The following is a 19,327-nucleotide window of genomic DNA, read 5'->3' as shown; positions in this document are numbered from 1 at the left end:
ACTAAAATTCAACTATGAATATTTAATCAATTCTGATATACACACATTTTAAATATGCGCCTTCTTTAAACCCAATTGGATGATCGACGTCGTGGAGTGTTTTTTCAAGAATTGTATAATCTGCATTGTTTCTGTGGAGTGTTTCTTCCACTAAATCAAAGAAGACTTCTGAGGTAACTCTAGAACTGCAAGACGCTAAGACTAAAGTTCCTTTCTTTTCAACTAATCGTAACCCGAGTTGTGTCAGTTTTTTATAACTCGCCAATGCTTTATCAACTTCCGTGGCACTTTTAGCAAACGATGGTGGATCAATCACAACAATATCAAATTTCTTTTTTGACTTTGCAAGTTTGGCTAATTCATCAAAAGCGTCTCCTGTAATCGTATGATGCGTTCCAGAAAACTCGTTTAATTTGGCATTATGCTGCGCAATTTCTAACGCAGGTGCGCTAATATCAAGACTCGTAACTGCTTTTGCACCACCAAAAAGCGCATGAATGGAAAATCCGCCAGCATATGAGAATACATCTAATACTGTTTTACCATTGGCAAGTTCACCAACTTTCTTTCTATTGTTTCTGTGATCTAAGAAATATCCAGTTTTATGACCATGAATTACGTTTGCCGAAAAATTTACACCATGTTCTTTAAAAACAATTACTTCATTGTTGAGTTCACCATCTAAAATTTGTCCGTCTGTAAAATTGAATTGATTTTTTTCTTTTTGCACATTCCTACTCAATCGTAACACTGTAGTTTCTGCTTTACTTACTTTGATCAATTCTGGTAAAATATCTTTTAAATGATAAAACCAGAACGAAGCGTATAGCTTTACGACAAGCACATTATCATAGACATCAGCAACCAATGAAGGTAAGTTGTCATTTTCACCATAAATGAGTCTGTAACTGTCTGTATCGGTTTGTAATAACGGAATTCTTTTTTGATAGGCTTCATTCACTTTTTTAGCAAACCATTCTGCATTAATCGTTACCGATTTGTTTGCTTGTAGTATTTTAATTCGAATTGGTGAATTGGGATCGTAGAATCCACAAGCTAGAAATTTATTTTTTCTACTATCAAAAATAACCGCTAAATCTCCAGAATTACCTTCTTTATTTTGCTTTACAATGCTATTTTCAAAAACCCACGGATGTCCTTTTTTAACCAACGTTTCCGTAGCGGGTTTTAGTTTTACAGCAATTTTCTGTGTTTGTATATTTGGTAAATTGATCAAGTTTTTTGCTTTGTGATGAATCTTGACAAAAGTACGGTTTTTGATTTGGTATTGAGTGGTTAGTAGTGAGTATTGAGAGTTTTTAGTTTTGTCATTCCTGCGAAGGCAGGAATCTATTTTTAGTTGTTTGTGGACACGAGTTTACTTCGATAAACTCAGCACAGGTTAAACTCGCGCTAGCTGGTGGTAAATAGTTAAAATTGATAAGTGGTTAAAAAGCCCGGACGGCACGGATATAATTGTGTTCAATTGGATGTACGCGATACCTGTCGCCAGTGCGGAAGTTATGGGCCCAAGGACCGATGTAATCGGATTCCTGAGAACTCCAATACCAATCACTAGTAAAGCCACCATGACCGTATATGTGAAGAGCATTATACATTTGAAACAGCTCACGCATTGACGGAAGGATCCAGTCTTCATAACCTTGTAACTTCAGTTCTGAACATATTTTCTTTGCCTCATACCACGTTTTCCTTCCTTGATCATTTTCAGCAGCTACAAAGCCATGTTCGCCGTATTTATCTACAGCGAATATGATACCACCATGCGCTATATCCCCAATTTTGTATGCCATACTATTTTATTGTTTTAAGAAAATTGTTATTTTTATTCTCTTTCAAAGGAATGAAATTTATTTAACTTTTTTACTCTTTAAGTTCTAGTTCTTAATGATTTAATCCATTTTGGAGCGACTTTTTTTAGAATCAGACATTTTAGTGTATGGAGCCTAACGTGTTTGTGTACGATTAGTTGCGTGGTTTCAGCAACTAATTAAGCGAATACAAACCGAATAGAAAGTCTGTGCGGATTTTTATTATAATACTTATCTAAGAAATGATGTTTTTAAGCTTGTTTGCGGGCACGAGTTGGAAACTCGCGCTAGCTTGAGTAATGCACGAATGCTTTTTATGATTGAATGGTTTCACCTCAATTTCTCTTTACATAATTATTCCGATTCAAACCAACCTCTATTTTCTTTCGAAACCAATTCGCAACAAGATCTTCATTTTTAATTTCCTTTTTGTACAATTCTATAATATCCGGATGAAACTTAGCTGTCGTTTTTGAAGCCCAACCGACACCTTGTCTAATTTCTTTGTCTTTAGTATTTGCCATTGAAAGCAAAATTTTAAACATCGTTGTTACATGTTCTTTTTCTAACCCTTTTTTGATTGCATAATGCGTTCCAGCTCCTAAAGAACGAATCACCCAATTCGTATCATGATTGGATAATTTATGTATTTCTGGAATTGTTTTTTTAGGTTGATGTAACAATGAATAACCAAAAACACGTTCACCTATAATATCACATACATACCAAATGTCTGCGTCTGCTATATATTCAGATGCTTTTTCAAATGATTGTTTAAAATGACTTTCCAATCTTTTTTGAAGAATGATTCCTAAAAGTACATTTCCACCTTCCGTTTTTAATCTTTGGATTGTATCACAAAAAGTGATGTGTTGATTCTCAGGAAGTGTGTTGTAAATAGTTTCTCCACAATATTCTAAAATTGGAAATTTGACTTTGTTGGATAGTATTTCTAAATGCACTTTTTCTACAAAACTATCTAAACCATTTTGATTGTATACGACAAAACATTTTTCAAGTATTTCTTTGATTTCAGATTTTCTCGTGATTAAGCGCATTTTTCTAATTGATACAAATGATTTAGAATGTATTGTAGGCAGTTTATACCGTAATTTGAATTTATTCTGAAAGATTAAGTTGCCATGAAATACCAAATTTATCTTCACACCATCCGAATTTTTTACCAAAGCCGTAATCTCCCGAATCATAATTGTCAAGAGGAACCATCACCTGACCTCCATTTGAAGAAAGTTTTTCAAATAAAGTTTGAATCTCATTTTCTGAATTACATTCGACGAACAATGATACTCCAGGCGAAAATGACCAAGCATGATTATAACTACTTTCAGAAACCATATAGGCAGCACCATTTAATGTAAATACTCCATATTTGATAAGCTCTGGTGTTCCTCCAGCTTCTCCTTTTTGGTATTTTGTGATGCTATTAATTTCCGAATTTGGAAAGATAGAAATGTAGAAATTTATCGCTTCTTCAGCCTTTCCGCATTGGTCACCAACAAATGTTAGAAATGTTGTTATTTTCATCTTTTTAAATTTTAGTTAAATCCAATAGTTACGTATAAATAGTATAGAGACCGAATGGAAAATATATACTGGCGGGTTATTTTTTCTTATTGTAAATTTAATTGCCATGAAACACCAAATTGGTCAATTACCCAACCAAACTTTTGGCTGAAACCATAATTATTCAATGGCATGGTTATAGTACCATTTTCAGACAGTTTTGAAAATAGTCTTTCAAGTTCGTTTTCATTTTCACATTCAATGTAGTTAGAAACGGCAGGTGAAAAATTCCAATCATGAACAGGTGGACTGTCACTGCATTTAAAGAGGTTTCCGTTTAACTCAAATGTGGCAACCATAATTTTTCCTTCTTCAACAGGACCTCCTTTTCCCCATCGTTGTATGTTAACAATTTTGGAATTATCAAACAATGCAACATAAAAATTCATTGCGTTTTCAGCATTATTATCTTGAAAAGTCAGGAAAGTTGCTATTTGGTTTTTCATAGTAGTCTTATTTTGTGTCAATATATTTTTCAAGCTGTCATTTGCTGCTTGAAGTTTTTCTATTTCAACTAGGTTGTTTTTTTTAGTTTTTGAGTCTGTGCAACTTATAGCTGCCAAACTCAATAATAATAATAATATTGGTATAGTTCTTTTCATTTTAAAATGATTTAATACTATTTTGATTAAACTTTTTATTGTTCTTCAAAATGATCGCTAACGTGTTTGTGTATGGCTAGTTACGTTGGCTAGGAGGTAAGTTAATAAAAGAAAATGAATCAAAGGGAAATCCTATAGATTTTCTGAGTAGATACAGGACAAGCAATTTATGATCTTGGTTGTTGTAAACTGACTTTTCAATTTGAGTTTTCTTTAAGTTCTATAAATATAAATTATAGAAATCAATGTCATAGTAGCTATGGCAATAGAAAGAAAGTAATATTTACTAATTCTCTTTTCATTTAATGTTTGTTTAGAGTGTGTACAAATATGCTTAGTTAATAGGGAAATTCTAACTAAATTTTCCTATTAACTAAGCTATGAATTTTTGTAACATCTTACAAAGTAATCAATTATACATGTTGTTATATATTGATTTTAGTCAAGATTTGGCTGAGGTGTTAGCCTTAAATATGGTTTAACTTCAGTATGTCCCTTTGGAAATAAATTAGGAATATCTTCATTAGAAACTGAAGGGACAATAACACATTCATCTCCATTATTCCAATTTGCAGGTGTAGCTACTTTATGATAAGCTGTCAATTGTAAAGAATCAATAACTCTTAATAATTCATCAAAATTTCTACCTGTTGATGCAGGATACGTAATAGTCAATTTTATCTTTTTATTATTATCAATAACAAAAACGGATCTTACAGTCAATTTGCTATCCGCATTAGGATGAATCATATCATATAGCATGGCTACTTTTTTATCCTCATCTGCAATAATAGGAAAGTTTACAACTGTATTTTGAGTTTCATTAATATCATTTATCCAACCATTGTGTGATGCTAAACCATCTACACTTAATGCAGCTACTTTTACATTTCTTTTGTCAAATTCAGCCTTGTATTTAGCTACTGTTCCTAGCTCGGTAGTACAAACAGGAGTATAATCCGCTGGATGTGAAAATAAAATTCCCCAACTATCTCCAAGCCAATTGTGAAAATTTAATTTCCCTTCTGTTGAATCTGCTGTAAAGTTTGGTGCTTCATCACCTAATCTAATTGTTCCCATGATTTTTATGCTTTATAAATTAATGTATGTTTTTTTAAAATTTGTATAATATATATATAACAAAAATTTTAAGTATGAGTTTTTGTTATTTTGAATAAAGGTAAGTCATTCATTACAATTGTGCACTATGATTCTTCGAAGTACAATTAGAATATTAGTGAGTTTGTTTCTTTTGTCATTGACTTCGTCGAATCTTCAATTTGCTGCGTTGGAAGGAATCTGTTTTTAGTTTTGATTGTAGGTATGAGTTTCAAATTTGTGCTAGCGTGGATAAGTAGGGTAGAACCATGCAATTATTTTAAAAGCTATTAGCCAACATTGTTATTCATATAATCTATTGTGTTTGCTAGTCTAGAAAAACTAAAAGGAAGATGATCATATCCGCTATATGTATTCGATCTGTTTAGCGATTCTTTTAAATTATGAGTCCATCTATTGTATCTTTTATTTTTTATAGTTTCAATATCAATTGTATTTATAAACTCTTTGTAATAATTTAAAAATTCATCTCCAGTAATTGTATTTTGATAAACTTTAACCCATATTGGATTTAAGTACAAGAAAAAGTATGATGGACTATAAAAAAGATGCGATGCAATTTTCCAATACTCAACTTCAGTGATACTGTTAGATTTGATTTTTAATTTTAACATCTCTAGAGTATCTTTTCTTTTCTTCCATTTTTTTCGCAATTCACTTTGGTTAAGCTTTACATAAATTGTAAGAATTGCAATAGAGGACATGTATAGGATAAATTGATATTTTTGAAATATGACGTTATCATACGTTATATAGAATACAACAATAGAACCAATTATCAATGTTAACCAAGTGGGTAAGAAGAATAAACTTCCCTTCATTCCTTTTGCATCTAAATAAGCCGTAATTAATGCTAAAATTTGTAACGATATAAAAGCTTCTTTTGTTCCGCCAATCATATCATAATGATAACCAAATAAAGGAAGTACTAATTGAATAACTCCTAATAAAGCTACTGCAATAACTGCCTGCAATAAGGCATACATGTTGAATACTATTGGCATTTTTATATGTTAGTTAATAGTTTGTGTATGATTAGTTACGTCTTTCAGTGACTAATTTAACAAATACAAATCAAATATAAAACACTTGAGAATTTTTTGAAAGAACGCTAAGCAATCATGTTTTTTAACTTATTTGTGAGCATGAGTTTGAAACTTGCGCTGGTGTTGAGTTTTACCTAATTTTAGTTTTACAAGTTTTTCTTTTACTAGCTCTAGGAGTTTTTACATTTTTATTCAGAGAAAAACATTTATCATTTGCAGGATTATTGCATGTGTTGCATAATGGAACGATCATCAGTGTATTACTAGATGTGTCACTGCAATTGAAGACATGTGCGCCAACATGAACAGGGTTTGTACAGCCAGATCTTGAACATACAGTTGGTCTAGCTAATTTTGTTGTTGTTTCCCAATGATGAATGTAAGTTTTGCAACCGCATGCAAGTGGAAACATGGCCTTTCTTTTGGAGTTTTTTACTGATTTTCCTATAAAAATGATTTAATAAATAGATGATTTTTATGGAAAAATATTCAAAAATAAATAATTTATATTGTGGATTCCCGTAATTCAGCCAAAAGCATTTATGAATTCATAGTGAAAAATAGATTCCTGCCTACGCAGGAATGACAAAAAGATGTATTGTAATAATCATGAGATACTGAATCAAGTTCAGCATGACGCTCTATGAGTGTTAACAAAAAAGCCATCTCGGGATAGAGATGGCTTTTTAACAAACAACTAAATTCTAAAACCTATAGTGAATTAGAATTCTTCTTAAATATTTTTAGAAGCAGTATTCATTTTCTGCGGTCATTTTTTCTGCAATTTGATTACGTAATGCAACTACGTTTGGCATGTTTGCATATTTCGTGAAACGTTTTAGTCCCATAAGCATCATGCGTTGTTCGTCACCTTCAGCAAACGAAACAATTCCTTCTTTTGCTTTTGTTGTGATTTTTTCTACCGCGTTGAATAAGTTTAAACGTGTCATTGCGATTTGAATTTCCTGAGAATCTTCTCCAAAACGTTTAGCATTTTTCTCTGTACGTAGGATTGACGATTCTATCATGTAGATTTCGATCAAAATATCAGAAGCAGCCATTAGTAATTGTTGGTGTTCCTCTAATTGAGGTCCAAATTTTTGAACAGCCGATCCAGCAACCATTAAGAATACTTTTTTAAGTTTTCCTAATAATTCTTTTTCTTCTGAGAATAATTCAGAGTAATCTGGAATGTCAAATGAAGGAATTCCCATCAATTCGTCCGCTACTTTCATTGCAGGACCTAATAAATCAACATGACCTTTCATTGCCTTTTTAACCAACATTCCTACAGCTAACATTCTGTTGATTTCGTTTGTTCCTTCATAGATACGAGAAATACGCGCATCTCTCCAAGCAGATTCCATCGGCGTATCAGCAGAGAATCCCATTCCACCAAAGATTTGGATTCCTTCGTCTGTACAACTTTGTACGTCTTCAGAAACTTTTACTTTTAAGATTGAGCACTCAATCGCATATTCTTCTACACCTTTTAATTCTGCTTCTTGGTGTGTGTTTCCTTCTGATTCACGAATTGCAATTCGATCTTCAATATTTTTTGCAGCTCTGTACGATCCTGATTCTCCAACATAACACGCTGTTGCCATTTCTGCTAATTTAGCTTTGATAGCACCAAACTTTGCAATAGGAGTTTTGAACTGAATACGCTCATTTGCATATTTTGTAGCTTCTGTAATCACACGACGTTGTGCATCTAAACAAGCTGCTGCCAATTTGATACGTCCAACGTTTAATGCGTTCATTGCAATTTTGAAACCGTTTCCTCTTTCAGAAAGCATGTTCTCTACAGGAACTTTTGTTTCACTAAAGAATACCTGACGTGTAGATGAAGAGTGAATTCCTAATTTGTGTTCTTCTTCTCCTAACGTGATTCCATTTGGATTTTCTCTATCAAATTCAACAATAAAACCTGTAATGTTTTTGTCATCTTCAATACGAGCAAAAACGATAAATATTTCTGCAAAACCTGCATTCGAAATCCACATTTTTTGACCAGAAATCAAGTAATGTTTTCCATCATCAGATAACACAGCTTTTGTTTTACCAGAATTTGCATCCGATCCTGCGCCTGGTTCTGTCAAACAATACGCACCAAATTTTTCTCCTGTTGCTAATTTAGGAACATATTTTTTCTTTTGTTCTTCTGTTCCGTATAGAGTAATTGGCATTGTACCAATTCCTGTATGTGCTCCAAAAGCAGTTGCAATAGATCCAGTAGCTCCAGAAATATAATCACAAGTAAGCATCGTAGAAACAAATCCCATTCCCATTCCGTCATATGCTTCAGGAACTGAAACTCCTAAGAATCCAAGTTCACCAGCTTTACGCATGATTTCTTCGGTAAGTGCATAGTCTTTCTTTTCAAAGCGTTCCTTGTTCGGCCATACTTCACGATCGATAAATTCCTTTACCGATTCTTTCATCATGTTCTGCTCCTCAGAAAAATCTTCAGGAGTAAATACGTCTTCACATTTTGTTTCTTTTACTAGGAATTGTCCTCCGCGTAAGATGTCTGTTTTTATTTCTGTGCTCATTGTCAATTATAGATTTTAGTTTCTAGTAGTGAGTATTGAGATACTATTACTAGATGTTTTCAGTTTGTTATGATTGTGAATAGTAATAAACTCACTACTCACTACTTATATCTCAATTCTAATTCAAGAATTCAAAAACTCCAGCAGCTCCTTGTCCAGTTCCTACGCACATGGTTACCATTCCGTATTTCCCTTTCATATCGCGCTTACGCATTTCGTCAAATAATTGAACCGATAGTTTTGCTCCTGTACAACCTAATGGATGTCCTAATGCAATTGCTCCACCATTTACATTTACGATGTCTTGATTTAAATTTAATTCGCGCATTACAGCTAATGATTGAGAAGCAAAAGCTTCGTTTAATTCGATTAACTCAATATCGTTTTGTTGTAATCCTGCTTGCTTTAATACTTTTGGAATTGCAGCAACAGGTCCAATTCCCATGATGCGTGGTTCAACACCTGCCGCAGCATAGTTTACTAAACGAGCAATTGGTTCCAAGTTTAACTCTTTCACCATTTCTTCGCTCATGATTAGAACAAAAGCAGCTCCATCACTCATTTGTGATGAGTTTCCAGCAGTAACACTTCCGCTTTGAGCGAATACAGCACGTAATTTATTTAATACAGCAGTACTAGTTCCTTTACGAGGACCTTCATCTTTATTTACTGTGTAACTTTTTGTCGCTTTTTTACCGTTTTCATCAATGTAGGTTTGATCTACAGTAATAGGAACGATTTGATCTTGAAAACGATCTTCTGCTTGTGCACGCAATGCTTTCATGTGTGAATTGTATGCGAATTCATCTTGGTCTTCACGAGATACGTTGAATTGGTTAGCAACAGCTTCTGCCGTATTTCCCATTCCCCAATAGTAATCTTCATGACCTGCATTTACGATATCGTAGTTCAATTCCGTTTTAAATCCTGTCATAGGAACAGAACTCATACTTTCGGCTCCACCGGCAATAATACAATCTGCCATTCCTGCTTGAATTTTTGCAGCTGCCATTCCGATCGTTTCTAATCCTGATGAACAGAAACGGTTTACGGTAACTCCAGGAACATCCACAATGTCTAATCCCATAAGTGAGATTAAACGTGCCATGTTTAGTCCTTGTGAACCTTCTGGCATTGCGTTTCCAACAATTACGTCATCAATACGTTTCTTGTCGAAGTCTGGCAATTCATTCATCATGTATTGAATCGTTTCGGCTGCCAATTCATCCGTTCTTTTAAATCTGAACACACCTTTTGGAGCTTTTCCAACGGCTGTTCTATATGCTTTTACTATGTATGCTGTTTTCATTTTAAATGAATAGTATTGAGTATTGAGTTTTTAGTATTGAGGTTTATAATTTCTGCTGAAAAGCATAATTCATTTTTTGTATTTCAATACACTGCTCAATTATTGGTTGTACTTTTTCTTTGTTTATGAGATTTAACTCTATTAATAATATCAATTGCGTTTGAAGTTCGTAATTAGAACCATTTGCAATACTTAAAAAATGCTTAAATTCTTTGTTAGAATTTCTTCCTGCACCTTCAGCAATATTTGAAGGAATGGAAACGGCACTTCTTTTGATTTGAGATGTTAACCCAAATCTTTCATCTTTTGGTAAATCAGTAACAAGTAGATATAAAGCTTTTGTCAATGCTATTGACTTTGTCCATATTTTTAAATTATCTACTTTATGCATTTTTTATAGTATTGAGTTTTGAGGTATTAGTATTGAGAGAGGTTTTTAGAGCTTGTCTCATTTCTCAATACTAACATCTCAAAAACTATTTTTAGTTTCTAAGTGGCTTACCAGTCTTCAACATATGTTGAATACGCTCTAAGGTTTTACGTTCTGTACATAGACTTAAGAATGCTTCACGTTCGATGTCTAATAAATAATCTTCGCTTACTAGAGTAGGTTCCGATAAGTCTCCACCAGCCATTACATACGCTAGTTTGTTAGCGATTTTCTTGTCGTGTTCCGAAATGTATTTACTTGCTTCCATAGCATCTGTTCCTACTAAGAACATTCCCAAGGCTTGTTTTCCAAGAACTCTTACGTCTTTTCTACGCATTGGTTGTGTATATCCAGATTCTGCCATCAGTTTCGCATGTGCTTTTGCTGTTGCGATTTGACGATCTTTGTTTACAACAACAACATCTTTTCCTTTCTGTAAGATTCCCATATCAAAAGCTTCATACGCAGATGTTGCTACTTTAGCCATTCCGATGGTTAGGAAATATTCTTGCAATACGTTTAATTCTACATCTCCTTTTCTAAATGTATCTGAAGCTCTTAACGCCATTTCTTTAGAACCTCCACCGCCGGGAATTACTCCAACGCCAAATTCAACCAATCCAATGTATGTTTCCGCCGCAGCGACCACTTTATCAGCATGCATAGAAAGCTCACATCCACCACCGAGTGTCATTCCGTGAGGTGCAACAACTACAGGAATAGAAGAGTAGCGTGCACGCATCATTGTGTTTTGGAACATCTTTATAGCTAAATTTAACTCGTCATATTCTTGTTCAACAGCCATCATGAATATCATTCCGATGTTTGCTCCAACAGAGAAATTCGCAGCTTGATTTCCAATAACTAATCCTTGGAAGTCTTTTTCTGCTAAATCAATTGCTTTGTTGATTCCTTGTAAAACACCACCACCAATCGTGTTCATTTTCGATTGGAATTCTAAGTTGATGATTCCGTCACCTAAGTCTTCAATAACTGCTTCACTGTTTTTCCAAACTTCATTCGATTTACGAATGTTATCTAGAATAATGAATGCATCCTGACCAGGTTTTTTAGTTTGTGCTTTTGCAGGAACATCATAATAATACGTAGCTCCATCTTTTACTGTGTAGAATTTTGTTTCTCCAGCAGCAATCATTTCAGTTACCCAAGCCGCTGGTTCTTTACCTTCAGCTTTCATCAATTCAACTCCTTTTTCGATACCAACAGCATCCCAAATTTCGAAAGGACCATTTTCCCATCCGAAACCAGCTTTCATTGCATCATCAATTCGGTATAATTCATCAGAGATTTCAGGAATTCTATTTTGAACATACGCAAACATTGCTGCGAAGTTTTTACGGTAGAATTCTCCCGCTTTATCTTTTCCACCAACTAATACTTTAAATCTATCAATTGGTTTGTCAATCGTTTTTGTTAATTCAAGTGTAGCAAACTTGGCTCTTTTTTTAGAACGATATTCTAACGTATCTAAATCTAACGTAAGAATTTCTTTTTTTCCTTCTGCATTAACTGTTTTCTTATAGAAACCTTGTTTTGTTTTACTACCCAACCATTTGTTTTCCATCATGGTGTCGATGAAACCTGGCAGTTTGAATAATTCGTGTGCTTCGTCGTCTGGACAGTTTTTGTAGATTCCGTTCGCAACATGCACCAACGTATCTAATCCGACTACATCAACAGTTCTGAATGTTGCTGATTTTGGACGACCAATTACTGGTCCCGTTAATTTATCAACTTCTTCAACTGTTAATCCTAATTCTTTTACTTGGTGGAATAGACTTTGAATTCCGAAGATTCCAATTCTGTTTCCAATAAAAGCTGGTGTATCTTTTGCTAATACAGATGTTTTTCCAAGGAATTTTTCACCATACATCATTAAGAAGTCTGTAACTTCTTGTTTACAATCTGGTCCTGGAACTACTTCAAATAGTCTTAAATATCGTGGAGGATTGAAAAAATGCGTTACCGCGAAGTGTTTTCTAAAATCTTCACTACGACCTTCATTCATAAATTGAATTGGAATACCAGATGTATTAGACGTAATTAATGTTCCTGGTTTTCTATGTTTTTCAACTTGCTCAAATACTTTTTGTTTGATATCTAATCGTTCTACAACAACCTCAATAATCCAATCGACATCTTTTATTTTGTGAATATCATCTGTTAAATTCCCAGTAGAAATTCTGTTTGCAAATTTCTGAGAATAAATAGGAGATGGTTTTGATTTTAGTGACGCTTTTAGGTTATCATTCACCATTCTGTTGCGTACTACTTTATCTTCAAGCGTTAATCCTTTCGCTTTTTCTTTGTCGTTAAGTTCAAAAGGTACTATATCTAATAGTAGCACTTCGACTCCGATATTGGCAAAATGACAGGCAATTCCAGAACCCATAATTCCAGAACCGATTACTGCTATTTTGTTAATTGGTCGCTTCATCTTTTTTTCAATTTTTAATGTGTTTCTCAAAACTTACTTTGTAAAGAATAAGTAGATTTTAAGTATTTTTTGGTTATTTATTATTTCTCTGCATTAACTTCCATCGAGGAGTTATATATTTTCTTATTACTAATTAGTTCCAGAATGATTTCTGATACTTCATAGAAATTTTTCAGTTTTTCTTCGTCAATATTTGCACGGATTGCATCGTTGAATCGTAATACAGTCGTTTTAGAAACGTCCCGCATTTCACGTCCAAATTCTGTTAAACAGATTAATACGCTTCGTCCATCTTTTGGATTCTTTTTTCGGTAAATAAGTCCTTTTTCCTCCATACCTTTTAAGGTACGTGAGAGACTCGTAGCTTCCATGCCCATTTTGGGACCGAGTGTAGTGGAAGGTGTTCCGTCTTCTTGATCAATACTTAGTAATGTGAAACCAGTTGCCATTGTACTTCCGTACTTTCCAGCCTCCTCATTATACATTTTAGAGATGGCTTGCCACGTGGCTCTCATTACATGATCTATAGTTTTTTCTTTCATATGGTTGTTTGGACTCCAAATATAAGAAAAAATACTATGCACGCATAATAAAAAAGAAAATAATTTTATGAATTTGCTAATTTTTTAGCAAGAAGAATAAGAGTACTATATAAAATCACGGTTTAATTATGATTCTTATATAATTTCGTTTTGAGTGAACAAGATACAAAAAAACCGCTCATGAAGTTTGAGCGGTTTTAAATTTTATGCACGATCGTATATTCGTTCGCAGCAGTCTTTATAAATTTCTTTAATGACTTTTCGTTTCATTTTCATCGTAGGTGTTAATTCACCGCCATCAATAGACCAAACTTTAGGTATGAGTTCAAAACGTTTGATTTGTTCCCATTTACCAAAATTGCTATTTGCTTCATCAACTTCTTTTTGAATACGAGTAATGATTTCTTCTGAAGTACATATTTCTTCTTCAGTAGTGCCAATATTTTTATTTTTCTTTTTAATCCAATCTTTAATGAATTCAAAGTTTGGTTGAATTAAGGCAGCTGGCATTTTTTCACCTTCACCAATCACCATGATTTGTTCAATGAATCGTGATTGTTTGAATCTGTTTTCTAACAATGCTGGAATTACATATTTTCCACCAGATGTTTTGAACATATCTTTTTTACGATCCGTAATTTTTAAGAATCCTTCATCACAAACTTCTCCAATGTCTCCTGTATGGAAATATCCTTCAGACATTACACTTGCTGTTTTTTCAGGATCTTTATAATATCCTTGCATTACGTTTGGACCTTTTACTAAGATTTCTCCATCGCTTGCAATTTTAACTTCTACATTATCAATGACACGTCCGACAGTTCCAACTCGGAATCCGCCACCTCTAACATCATTTACAGAAACAACAGGTGAAGTTTCTGTTAATCCGTAACCTTCCATGATTGGAATTCCAGCTGCAGCAAATACACGTGTCAAACGCGCTTGTAATGGTGCACTTCCTGAAACCATTAGTTTAAGGTTTCCACCTAAACCTTCTTGCCATTTACTGAAGATTAATTTTCGAGCAATTTTTAATTGTGTTTCGTACCACCAACCGTTTTGGCCGTATGGTTCGTATTTTAATCCGAGCTCTATTGCCCAGAAGAATAATTTCTTTTTAATACCTGTTAAGTCAGTACCTTTTGCATAAATTTTGTCGTATACTTTTTCGTATAAACGTGGAACAGCTGTCATAACATGTGGTTTAACTTCTTTTAAGTTATCACTGATTTTTTCAATAGATTCAGCAAAAACAATTTCAATTCCACAGTATTGATATAGATATAATATCATACGTTCAAACACATGACAAACAGGTAAGAAGCTTAATGCTTTTGCTTGTCCATTGTGTAATGGAACTCTTTTTTCACTATCTAAAACATTTGAAACTAGGTTGCTATGAGATAGCATCACACCTTTGGGTTTTCCTGTTGTTCCAGATGTATATATTAAGGTTGCTAAATCTTCAGGAGTTACAGCATCTTTACGAGCTTGTAATTCATCATCATTGCTTGTATTTTTTCCTAATTCTAATAGTTTGGACCAATTTGTTTCACCAGTAATCTGATCAAAAGTATATACACCTTTTAGTTTGGTGTTTCCTTTAATTGCATTTAGTTTCTCAACAATTTCAATATCTGAAACAAAACAATAAATTGCTTCAGAGTGATTTAGAATGTACTCATAATCTTCTTTTGAGATTGTTGGGTAAATAGGAACATTTTGCGCACCAGTTTGTAAAATACCAATGTCCATGATGTTCCATTCTGTTCTATTTGTAGTTGATATTACTGCTATTTTATCGTTTGGCTGAATGCCTAAACGAAGTAAACCTCTACTGATTTCATTAGCTTGATCTATATATTCTTGTGTCGTAGTAGAAACCCATTGTCCGTTTTTAAAAGAAGTAAGGGATTTTGCTAAAGGGTAATTTTCTAGTTGGTAATAAGGAAAATCAAATAGTCTCGTTACATTAGTCATTCTCAGATTTGGTTTTTGTATGAAATTGCAAAATATGAAATTTGTTAGCCATTTTCAAAAGGAATGCTCAAAAAAAAAGAACAATTTATAAGAAGTTGGCACTTTTATAAAATTACTATTAAGTAATTAATAAAATTAATGCATATAGTTTATTTGAGTTTGTCAAATTTCTACAAAAAATGATTTTATCTTATTAATCAAGTTATCAACAATGTATCTTTTATTCTAGTATGCTGTTATACACTTCTTTGGGTCTATAGAAAATTTTAAAAGATTCCCATATTCCTCTAAACCATCCAATTTCATTATAGGTTAGATTATTTTCTTTACAAAAGTCAATTAATAATTGATTTATTTTGGGATAGTGATAGTGATGGCAATTAGGAAATAAATGATGTTCAATCTGATATTGTACACCTCCCAATATATATTTTCCTATTATACCTGCCCTGAAATTTGTAGTAGTATAGATTTGTTTGATAACAAAATTCATTTTTTCATTTTCTTTAGTTAAAAATAATGCTTGATGCGGAAAGTGAGCAGGAGCAAAAGCGAAAAACATACCATATCCCATAAAGGCTGCACGGAGATAATAAAATAATAGCACTTGTGGAATATCAAAAAAGAAGCATGGCAGAATTAACCAAATTAAAAAATGACTTGAAACTACAGATAGATCTATGATGTCTTTTTTTGTAACTCCTCTTTCTTTGATTAGCCTATATATATGTGTTAGCCCGTCTTTTTGTACATTAAAAAGGTTTAAGGTTAATGCAAAAGGTATTATTAAGAATTGAAGTTTGAAATATTTTTTTTTGAATGAAGAAGCATTTTCATATTCATTTTGGTTCATGACAAACCATGGCATAAGATTTATATCTTCATCTATATCAATAATATTCGGATTTGGATGATGTACAACTATATGTTTGTGCATCCAGTATTGATGTGAAGAACCAAAAAAGAACCCATAACCTAGATGGACCAAAAGGGAGTTTATTTTTTTATTTTTCACTAACGAATAATGTGATGCAGTATGCGTGCCTGTTGTAAGACCAATACCAGATAACATCATTAGAAATAGAAATATAATGCAAACGATGATATTTGAGCTATACATAATAGCTAGTATATAAAATGCAATATGCAAAATAACATGAGATGAAAACTCTAACATAGATAATTTCTCATCTATTTTATTCCTGTATCCTAAGTTATTAATCTTTTTAGATAATTTAGTAAAAGAAGATTCTAGTTTTGATAAATCAATATTAGATACGTTCATAATTTATATGTTTTAAATGAGATTTATGCAGCAATACTTGATATACTGCCGAATCCGAATATCTAGCAGCAGAAACACAACAATTTAAATAGTACTCCCAACAGCGTAAAAATTCGTTACTGTAATTGGCTTTATTGCGTATTTCTTCTTTATGCTTTAAGAAGTTTTTAAGCCAAAAATGAGAAGTAGGTCTGTAGTGCCTAATAATATTTTCTACATCAATTATAGCCATATCATTTTTTTCTATATGTCTACTTATTTCAGATAGTTTTGGTTGATTAGAATTAGGAAATATATATTTTTGAGTAAAAGGATCGTGAATGTTTTTTTTGGTATTACATCCTACAGCATGAATCAGAGCGGCGCCTGTAGGAGTTAACATTTTTTCTATTAATTTAAAGTAAGTTTTATATTCGTTTCTCGGAACATGTTCTAACATTCCAATACTTACAATTTTGTCAAAACTTCCTTGAGTTTCTTTGTAATCTTTACAGATAATTTTAATATGCTTATCTAGTCCTTTTTCTTTAATTTTACTGTTGCCAAAATCGGCATGCTGTTTACTATTAGTAACACCTATTCCTGTTACTCCATAGTTCTGTGCAGCATAAATTAGAAAACTTCCATAACCACAGCCAATGTCTAAAATTGTATCTTCTTTTTGAAGTTGAATCTTATCTATGATGCGTTGAAATTTTTGATATTGTAAATCGTTTAAAGAGTCATCTTCCTTTATCAAATATCCACATGAATAGGTCAAATTTTCATCTAACATAAATTTGAAAATATCAAAGCCAATATCATAGTGCCTTTTAATATTATAAGATTTACCTTTTATAGAATCTTTAAGTCTTTGATAAGCAATTGATAATACTAGCTTCTTATTCGATTTTATGGCTTTGTCAAATTGGTTGATAAGCAATAGATCTAAAAAATTAAATATTTCAGAATTTACCATCGAAAAATATTCTTTCATGTAAGATTCTCCAATTCCTAAATTTCCTTTGCTAATTATTTCATTAAAAAACTGTTCATTTTTGACTTGTATTGTTACTTGCGGAAAATTTTCATCTTGGATTCCATAAACTAGTTTCTCATTAGATGGTAACTCTAGAACTAGGTATCCTTTTTTTATGAATTTTTTAAAAATAGTATTGATTATTTTTTTACTCATTTAATGATTGTTTTTAGGATTAGATAATTCTATTATTTCATCTAAAAATAGATTCCAAATAGGAACTTTATTTTTACTTCTGAAAAAGCCAAAATGACCAATTTTTTTAAGTTCTAAAGATTTAGGTATTAAGTGCTTTCTTTCAATTTGAGCATTTGAGTATTTACTTGTAAGCCAATCTACGGTTGCTTTAGGAGCGTAATTATCGTCTTCAGTACTAAAAGATTTTATAGGGCAAGTAATAGCTTCATATTTTTGCTTGGCATCAGGAATATGGTCAAACAAGTAGTTTTTACTACAACACCATTTTTTCCATTCTAAAGCCATATCTTTTGGTAAATCTTCTGAAGCTCCCAATTTTTTTCCTGGGAAATATCCAAATAATGGAGTTAAAACTGGAATAAGTAAATGCCATGTTAAATACATTTTAAACCTGTTGAATCCTTTCCAAAACTTCCAATATCCAGTTTGTGCAGCTACTAATAAAATACCATCTGCAAGTTTGTTAGAAGGCGTCAAACCTATTAATTGGCCTCCTATACTATGTCCTAAAATAATTAACTTTGTGTCTTCATTATTTTGTTTCACATAACCAATTACCGCTTCTAAGTCATTAGTAGCCCATGAGGAAGCCGAGGTATTGAATTTTTTTAAGGATTGTTGTTTAGAAGCGCCAATACCAGCATAATCAAATGTATAAACTGTAAAATCATGTTGTCTTAAAAATTCAGAAAATTTCAAATACAAGGTTTGCTTAACACCGGTTGCAGAAGCTATAATAACAGCAGCTTTTGGTTTCTTTGACGCAATAAACTCTACAACTGAAATGTGGTGATTATTCTTTGTTTTGATTACTACTGAATTCATGATGATTTAATTATAAAATTAATAATATCATTTTCTATTAACTTAAAATTTAAGTGTCAAAAGCAGCAGAATGTACATATTTAGGACTATTTACTTTAAAGCGGAATTTCATTTTTATCAGTGTCTAATCCTACATAGTTGACATCCAAATAGTACAAAAATAAAAAGGTTAATAATTTATTTTATGATGTATTTTTCTATTAAATAATATGGTTTTAACTACAATTTAGATAAATTTTTATTATTTATCACAAACAAATTAGATTTTTGTTGACTATTTCAAGGTGTTAAACATCTGTAAATGGTTGATTTAGATAAAAATTATTTCTATCCTAAATCATATAGTTAGATTGCATTATTACTGTAAGTTGTTGGTTTTCAATAATTTCCAGTAATTTGTGTTAAAAAGATTTAAATCTGAATAAAAAAGAATTATAAACTATTGACATAGATTTAGTTACATGAAAAATATAAGTACCTGAAAAAGGGTTTTTATCAGATTGAGAACTCAATCTTTTGAATTGTACTATCCTGAACAAAAAAA

Annotated in this window: 16 protein-coding genes; all 16 read right to left on the bottom strand. The window is 32.4% G+C overall.

What is annotated here, in order from left to right:
- Positions 1–22: 22 nt before the first annotated feature.
- Positions 23–1,237, bottom strand: coding sequence for a class I SAM-dependent rRNA methyltransferase (locus ACUUYC_RS23555; protein WP_474269943.1), 1,215 nt, complete (start codon positions 1,235–1,237; stop codon positions 23–25).
- A 211-nt stretch (positions 1,238–1,448) separates the two neighbouring features.
- Positions 1,449–1,814 (bottom strand): Lcl domain-containing protein, encoded by a 366-nt coding sequence (locus ACUUYC_RS23550; RefSeq protein WP_474269942.1) that lies wholly within the window; start codon positions 1,812–1,814, stop codon positions 1,449–1,451.
- Between the two features lie 353 nt (positions 1,815–2,167).
- On the bottom strand, positions 2,168–2,890 hold the full coding sequence (locus ACUUYC_RS23545) for a DNA alkylation repair protein (RefSeq protein ID WP_474269941.1): 723 nt from the start codon (positions 2,888–2,890) through the stop codon (positions 2,168–2,170).
- 61 nt (positions 2,891–2,951) lie between these two features.
- The gene (locus tag ACUUYC_RS23540; RefSeq protein WP_474269940.1) at positions 2,952–3,377 is read right to left on the bottom strand and encodes a VOC family protein; all 426 of its coding nucleotides are present in this window, start codon (positions 3,375–3,377) and stop codon (positions 2,952–2,954) included.
- Positions 3,378–3,463: 86 nt separating this feature from the next.
- Positions 3,464–4,018 carry a VOC family protein gene (locus ACUUYC_RS23535; protein ID WP_474269939.1) on the bottom strand — a complete coding sequence of 185 codons (555 nt, stop codon included), beginning with the start codon at positions 4,016–4,018 and terminating at the stop codon, positions 3,464–3,466.
- 438 nt (positions 4,019–4,456) lie between these two features.
- On the bottom strand, positions 4,457–5,098 hold the full coding sequence (locus ACUUYC_RS23530) for a peroxiredoxin (RefSeq protein WP_474269937.1): 642 nt from the start codon (positions 5,096–5,098) through the stop codon (positions 4,457–4,459).
- Positions 5,099–5,406: 308 nt separating this feature from the next.
- On the bottom strand, positions 5,407–6,141 hold the full coding sequence (locus ACUUYC_RS23525) for a hypothetical protein (protein ID WP_474269935.1): 735 nt from the start codon (positions 6,139–6,141) through the stop codon (positions 5,407–5,409).
- A 785-nt stretch (positions 6,142–6,926) separates the two neighbouring features.
- Complete coding sequence (locus ACUUYC_RS23520; protein WP_474269933.1) at positions 6,927–8,738, bottom strand: acyl-CoA dehydrogenase family protein; 1,812 nt, start codon at positions 8,736–8,738, stop codon at positions 6,927–6,929.
- 118 nt (positions 8,739–8,856) lie between these two features.
- Entirely contained in the window at positions 8,857–10,047 is a 1,191-nt protein-coding gene (locus tag ACUUYC_RS23515) for an acetyl-CoA C-acyltransferase (protein WP_474269931.1), read from the bottom strand.
- 43 nt (positions 10,048–10,090) lie between these two features.
- Positions 10,091–10,438, bottom strand: a complete 348-nt coding sequence (locus ACUUYC_RS23510) for a four helix bundle protein (protein ID WP_474269929.1) — start codon at positions 10,436–10,438, stop codon at positions 10,091–10,093.
- Positions 10,439–10,529: 91 nt separating this feature from the next.
- On the bottom strand, positions 10,530–12,935 hold the full coding sequence (locus tag ACUUYC_RS23505) for a 3-hydroxyacyl-CoA dehydrogenase NAD-binding domain-containing protein (RefSeq protein ID WP_474269927.1): 2,406 nt from the start codon (positions 12,933–12,935) through the stop codon (positions 10,530–10,532).
- 80 nt (positions 12,936–13,015) lie between these two features.
- A complete protein-coding gene (locus ACUUYC_RS23500; protein ID WP_474269925.1) occupies positions 13,016–13,477 on the bottom strand; it encodes a MarR family winged helix-turn-helix transcriptional regulator in 462 nt (153 codons plus the stop codon).
- A 204-nt stretch (positions 13,478–13,681) separates the two neighbouring features.
- A complete protein-coding gene (locus ACUUYC_RS23495; RefSeq protein ID WP_474269923.1) occupies positions 13,682–15,457 on the bottom strand; it encodes an AMP-dependent synthetase/ligase in 1,776 nt (591 codons plus the stop codon).
- Positions 15,458–15,677: 220 nt separating this feature from the next.
- A complete protein-coding gene (locus ACUUYC_RS23490; RefSeq protein ID WP_474269922.1) occupies positions 15,678–16,742 on the bottom strand; it encodes a fatty acid desaturase family protein in 1,065 nt (354 codons plus the stop codon).
- The gene (locus tag ACUUYC_RS23485) at positions 16,729–17,916 is read right to left on the bottom strand and encodes a class I SAM-dependent methyltransferase (protein ID WP_474269920.1); all 1,188 of its coding nucleotides are present in this window, start codon (positions 17,914–17,916) and stop codon (positions 16,729–16,731) included. Before ACUUYC_RS23485 ends, ACUUYC_RS23490 begins: the two co-directional genes overlap by 14 nt.
- Complete coding sequence (locus ACUUYC_RS23480) at positions 17,917–18,783, bottom strand: alpha/beta hydrolase family protein (RefSeq protein WP_474269919.1); 867 nt, start codon at positions 18,781–18,783, stop codon at positions 17,917–17,919.
- Between the last annotated feature and the right edge of the window lie 544 nt (positions 18,784–19,327).

It is taken from the genome of Kordia sp. E, assembly GCF_056033805.1.
This window is presented reverse-complemented; position numbering and strand designations above follow the sequence as displayed.

Coding starts and splice junctions, on each gene's coding strand:
- ACUUYC_RS23550 (WP_474269942.1), bottom strand. CDS start 1,814: ATGGCATACAAAATTGGGGATATAGCGCATGGTGGTATCATATTCGCT.
- ACUUYC_RS23545 (WP_474269941.1), bottom strand. CDS start 2,890: ATGCGCTTAATCACGAGAAAATCTGAAATCAAAGAAATACTTGAAAAA.
- ACUUYC_RS23540 (WP_474269940.1), bottom strand. CDS start 3,377: ATGAAAATAACAACATTTCTAACATTTGTTGGTGACCAATGCGGAAAG.
- ACUUYC_RS23535 (WP_474269939.1), bottom strand. CDS start 4,018: ATGAAAAGAACTATACCAATATTATTATTATTATTGAGTTTGGCAGCT.
- ACUUYC_RS23530 (WP_474269937.1), bottom strand. CDS start 5,098: ATGGGAACAATTAGATTAGGTGATGAAGCACCAAACTTTACAGCAGAT.
- ACUUYC_RS23525 (WP_474269935.1), bottom strand. CDS start 6,141: ATGCCAATAGTATTCAACATGTATGCCTTATTGCAGGCAGTTATTGCA.
- ACUUYC_RS23520 (WP_474269933.1), bottom strand. CDS start 8,738: ATGAGCACAGAAATAAAAACAGACATCTTACGCGGAGGACAATTCCTA.
- ACUUYC_RS23515 (WP_474269931.1), bottom strand. CDS start 10,047: ATGAAAACAGCATACATAGTAAAAGCATATAGAACAGCCGTTGGAAAA.
- ACUUYC_RS23510 (WP_474269929.1), bottom strand. CDS start 10,438: ATGCATAAAGTAGATAATTTAAAAATATGGACAAAGTCAATAGCATTG.
- ACUUYC_RS23505 (WP_474269927.1), bottom strand. CDS start 12,935: ATGAAGCGACCAATTAACAAAATAGCAGTAATCGGTTCTGGAATTATG.
- ACUUYC_RS23500 (WP_474269925.1), bottom strand. CDS start 13,477: ATGAAAGAAAAAACTATAGATCATGTAATGAGAGCCACGTGGCAAGCC.
- ACUUYC_RS23495 (WP_474269923.1), bottom strand. CDS start 15,457: ATGACTAATGTAACGAGACTATTTGATTTTCCTTATTACCAACTAGAA.
- ACUUYC_RS23490 (WP_474269922.1), bottom strand. CDS start 16,742: ATGAACGTATCTAATATTGATTTATCAAAACTAGAATCTTCTTTTACT.
- ACUUYC_RS23485 (WP_474269920.1), bottom strand. CDS start 17,916: ATGAGTAAAAAAATAATCAATACTATTTTTAAAAAATTCATAAAAAAA.
- ACUUYC_RS23480 (WP_474269919.1), bottom strand. CDS start 18,783: ATGAATTCAGTAGTAATCAAAACAAAGAATAATCACCACATTTCAGTT.